Here is a 4582-nt window from a genome sequence, read left to right as displayed (position 1 = left end):
TCTTCGTTGTGTGGTGGTTTTTTGTGGGTTTCCCGGTCCCGCAACAAAAAATACCCAGCACTCAACGAGGGTTGTCAGGCCTTCTTGTCCAGGAACAGCAGCCGTACCGGACGGGTCGTCAGCCGGATCGTGTCGTAGACGAACTTGGGCAGGTACATCTGCAGGGCCATCCGCAGGTAGCGGGCGCGCAGCCACGGCTTGACCTCGGCCAGCTCGGTGAGCGTCCCGGCCTCGCGGCGCGCGGCCAGCTCCCGGACCGTCGCGGGCAGCTCCGAGTCGGTGGCGTGCAGGTAGTTGTCCTCGAGCCACGCGGTGTCGGGCTGCGGCCCGCCGGCACGGAACGCGTCGCCGGCGTCGGCCACCGGCATCACGCAGCCGCTGCCGGCGAACGGCGCGTTGAGCAGTTCGGGGGTCACGCCGAAGTCGTCGATGATGACGGTCGACAGGCCGAGGGCCAGCCCCTCCATCGCGGCGGTCGAGCTGACGGTCATCAGGGCGGAGCCGGCCTGCAGCCACTCCGCCATCGGGCCGTCGACGAACCGCAGCGCGTCGCTGCGGTGCCCGAGGCGCTCGTGCTCGGCGTCCCACAGCTCGTCGTAGGGGAACGCCTCGTTGTGCGTCTGCCGCTCGCCCTTGCGGGCGCGCAGCTTCACGATGACCTCGAAGTCGTCCTCGGCGAGCTTCGCCAGGCGGTCCAGGAGGGTCACGCGGTCGGGCCGGTTGTCCGGCACCTTGGCCTGCGCGGCGAACACGACGCGCTTGACCGGCTCGGCGCCCAGGCTCGTGGCCATGTGCTCGAGGAAGGGCAGGTGGGCCAGCGGCACCTCGGGCGTGACCCCGTGCGCGGCGAAGGCCTCGTGGTAGGCGTCGACCTCGAGGCGGCTGTGCACCACGAACGCGTCGCACCAGCGGCGCCAGCCCGTCCCCTCGGGCGTGGCGGGCAGCGCCATGCCGGGCAGGCCGGTGATCAGGGCGGGGCGGCGCTTGCCGGCCGCGGCGACGACGGCACGCGCCACGACCTCCGCGACGGGCCCGGTGGCCGCGATGAGCACGACGTCGGGGGTGTTGTCCCGGATCTGCGCGGCGAGGTCCCGGACGGGCAGGACGGCGGGCCGGACCACCGAGGACCCGGCGACGGCGGCGGCGATCTGACTGGTCGTCGGTGCGATCGGCGTCTTGACGATCACGGCCGAGCGGTCGAGCCCGCTCTCGTCGGCCGGGCCGAGCCTGTCGAGCGTCGCGCATGCCCACTTCAGATACGAGTCGCTGTCTGCGACCGCGAGCACGCGGATGGTCATTCGTTCGCCTCCGGGGAGTCGGTTTCCGAAGCGTCGTCGGCTGCGGCCCGGGCTTGCCGGGCGAGCTCGACGACGCTGGTCAGGTGTGCTCGTTGTTCGGCCGTGGCGCGCGGGGTCCACCAGTCGGCGGGCACGTCGAGCGCGGTGACGGGGACACCGAGCGGTGAAATGATAGTGGTCAACAGGATGGTCGATGTCGACGGCAGACTGAGCACCCGCTGGCCCGCCCGCAGGCCCCGCAGCCGGATCTCGACGGGGGCCCCGGGAGCGTCGACGGTCACGCCGTCGATCCCGGCCAGGGTGGCGAGCAGCTCCGGCGTCTGCCGGCGGTGCGGCACGTAGCGCAGCGCGCTCTCCTTGGCCAGCGACCGGATCCAGTCGACGTACCGGTCCGGGTCGATCAGCTTGTCCGCGGCCATCGCCGACCCGACGACGATCGTGGGTTCCGGCATGGCGTCGTCGGCGGGCTGCGCGGTGAGCCAGCCGAAGTGGTTGTGGCGCACGTCGAAGCCCTGGGCCCGCAGGCCCGCGGACAGCTCGGGGGTGAGCGGCATGGCGGTGAAGATCGTGACGCGGCCGTCGGCGGCGAGCGACCGCAGGCGGCCGGCGGCGACGGCACCGAGCCGGCGCCGGGGTGCGCGCGCCGGCCGGCCGATCCGGACCAGCGGGTCGCGGCGCACCAGGAGGCGGCACAGCTCGAGGGTGGCCAGGCCGTCGTCGACCAGGACCATGCGCTCCGGGCGCCGCAGGGGCGCGGTGGCCTGGAACAGGCCGGAGAAGGCGTCGCCCACGAGCCAGACCGGCTCGCGCGCGGTCAGGGCGCTGCGGCGGCCCGCCAGGTCGAAGGTCAGTCCGTCGGGGAGGCTGAGCTCGCGCACCGCGGACAGGGCGTCGCCGAGGGCGGGGACGTCGTCGCGCACGTGCACGTGCGTCTCGGTACCGCCGTACCCGGCGGCGTGCGCTTCGACCGTGCAGAGCAGCTGCAGCGGCGACTCGACCAGGGCGCCGGCGACACGCGGGAACGCGTTGCCCGGGTCGGTCGTTCGAGGAGCGGGACGGGGGTGCTGCACGCGTGGCAGTCTCTCACGTGACACGTCCGCCGAGGTCCGGCGAGCGTGGTTCCGTGCGGTCCTCCGTCAATCCCGACCACACTGCTAGGGTTCGTGACCCGCTAGGATCGAACGGCCGGATCGTCACCGGCAGTGCCCCCGACCAGACAGGTATTTCCCAGACCGTGAGCACACCTACTACCGACGCGGCTGCGCCAGCAAAGCCTGCCGCCAGCGGTGATGCTAAGAAGCCACCGCCGCCGCTCGTCCCCGGCACGACGTCTGCCGAGCGGCTCGCTCTCGCGAAGAAGTACGGGCTGCGCCCCCTGAACGTCCGCCCGCCGCTGGGCGAGTACATCCGTGACCTGACCGGACGCTGGGCCTTCATCCGCGTCCTGGCCACGTCGACGGCGTACGCCAAGAACCAGAACAACTACCTGGGCCAGCTCTGGGCAGTGCTGAACCCCATCCTCAACGCGACCGTGTACGTGCTGATCTTCGGCATCCTGCTCGGGCTCAACCGCGGGGTGGACAACTCGATCGCCTTCATCGTGATCGGCGTCTTCATGTACCGCTTCATCGAGTCGTCGGTGACCGGTGGCGCCAAGTCGATCAGCGGCAAGACCCAGCTGCTGCGGTCCCTGCACTTCCCGCGCGCCGTGCTGCCGATGTCGACGGTGCTGTCGCTGCTGACCACGCTGCTGCCCGCGATCGTGGTCATGTGCATCGTGTCGCTGCTCAGCGGCCTGCTGCCCGGCTACGCGATGATCCACATCACCTGGTGGTGGCTCCTGCTGCCCGCCGCCGTCGCGCTGATGTGGATCTTCAACACCGGCCTGGCCTTCTTCATGGCCCGGTACGTGGCCACGACGCCGGACATCGAGAACGTGCTGCCGTTCATCATGCGCGTCGTCATGTACGCCTCCGGCGTGATCTTCCCGCTCGCCGCCTACGTCGCGCGGATGGACATCCCCGAGACGTCGAAGGCGATCGTGGGCGGCATCCTGGAGTACCAGCCGGTCGCGGTGTACCTGTACCTGGTGCGCTCCGTGCTGATGCAGGAGGAGCAGTTCCCGCCGAGCGGCCTGATGTGGGCCCTCGGTGCCGCATGGGCCGTCGTGTTCTTCGTGATCGGTTTCATCGTCTTCTGGCGCGGCGAGGAGAGGTACGGACGTGACTGAGGCCGACGAGCACATGGACTTCGACCTCGAGGTCGAGCCCGAGGATGCCGGGCAGGAGGCGCTCGAGACCGATCTCGGCGACCCGTGCCTCGTGGTGGACGACCTGCACGTCGTCTACCGCGTCATCGGTGGCCGTGCGCGCAAGGAGGCCGAGAAGGGCGGGGCCGAGATCCGCGAGATCAAGGTCAAGGTGCCCTTCCACAAGCGGCTCCTCCAGGCCGGACGCCGGCACGTCGGCGCGGTGAGCGAGGTGCACGCCGTGCGCGGCGTCTCCTTCACGGTGCGGCACGGCGAGTCCGTCGGGATCGTCGGCGTCAACGGCTCGGGCAAGAGCACCATGCTCCGGGCGATCGCCGGCCTCATGCCGCCCAAGAAGGGCAGCGTGCACGTCTCCGGCGAGCCGTCGCTGCTCGGCGTGAACGCGGCGCTCATGCCGCAGCTCACCGGCGAGCGGAACATCATGATCGGCGGCCTCGCGCTCGGGCTCACGCCCAAGCAGGTCGACGAGAAGTTCGACGAGGTGGTGGAGTTCGCCGGCATCGGCGACTTCGTCTACCTGCCGATGCGGACGTACTCGTCCGGCATGGGCGCGCGCCTGCGGTTCGCGATCTCGTCGGCCGCGTCGCCGGACATCCTGATGATCGACGAGGCCCTCGCCACCGGCGACGCCGCCTTCAAGGAGCGCAGCAAGTCGCGCATCGAGGAGGTCCGCGCCAACGCGGGCACCGTCTTCCTGGTCAGCCACTCGATCTCCACGATCGAGGCCATGTGCACGCGCGTGCTGTGGATGCACCAGGGGCAGCTCGTCATGGACGGTCCCGTGCACGAGGTCGCCGAGGCGTACAAGAACTTCGTGCGCGCGCAGCGTCCCGGCATGGGCCCGGCCCGCCGTCGGGCGCTGCAGCGCAAGCGTGCGGCGGAAGAGGCCGCACGCAAGAAGGCGGAAGAGGCCGAGCTGAAGAAGGCCGAGGCCAAGAAGGCCGCGGAGGCCACGGCCTGAGACCCAGCGCCTGGTTCGTGATCGGTAGAAGGTCAGGTGGTCGACAGCCCGGGC

General features: G+C 70.7%; 4 protein-coding genes. 2 read left to right on the top strand and 2 right to left on the bottom strand.

Annotated features, from left to right (window positions below; all coding sequences use genetic code 11):
• Positions 1–74: 74 nt before the first annotated feature.
• Together ACFWEJ_RS27455 and ACFWEJ_RS27450 are read right to left on the bottom strand one after the other, a co-directional pair.
• A complete protein-coding gene (locus ACFWEJ_RS27455; protein WP_377232343.1) occupies positions 75–1298 on the bottom strand; it encodes a DUF6716 putative glycosyltransferase in 1224 nt (407 codons plus the stop codon).
• Positions 1295–2368, bottom strand: coding sequence for a hypothetical protein (locus ACFWEJ_RS27450; RefSeq protein ID WP_377232342.1), 1074 nt, complete (start codon positions 2366–2368; stop codon positions 1295–1297). Before ACFWEJ_RS27450 ends, ACFWEJ_RS27455 begins: the two co-directional genes overlap by 4 nt.
• A 164-nt stretch (positions 2369–2532) precedes the next feature.
• On the opposite strand from ACFWEJ_RS27450, the gene ACFWEJ_RS27445 reads away from it, so the two are divergent.
• Together ACFWEJ_RS27445 and ACFWEJ_RS27440 are read left to right on the top strand one after the other, a co-directional pair.
• The gene (locus ACFWEJ_RS27445) at positions 2533–3528 is read left to right on the top strand and encodes an ABC transporter permease (protein WP_377232341.1); all 996 of its coding nucleotides are present in this window, start codon (positions 2533–2535) and stop codon (positions 3526–3528) included.
• The gene (locus tag ACFWEJ_RS27440) at positions 3521–4528 is read left to right on the top strand and encodes an ABC transporter ATP-binding protein (protein WP_377232340.1); all 1008 of its coding nucleotides are present in this window, start codon (positions 3521–3523) and stop codon (positions 4526–4528) included. Before ACFWEJ_RS27445 ends, ACFWEJ_RS27440 begins: the two co-directional genes overlap by 8 nt.
• Positions 4529–4582: the final 54 nt, after the last annotated feature.

The sequence above is a fragment of the Promicromonospora sp. NPDC060204 genome (assembly GCF_042728455.1).
Classification (GTDB): Bacteria; Actinomycetota; Actinomycetes; order Actinomycetales; family Cellulomonadaceae; genus Promicromonospora.
The sequence above is the reverse complement of the archived record's forward strand: the minus strand, read 5'-3'. Positions and strand labels throughout refer to the sequence as shown.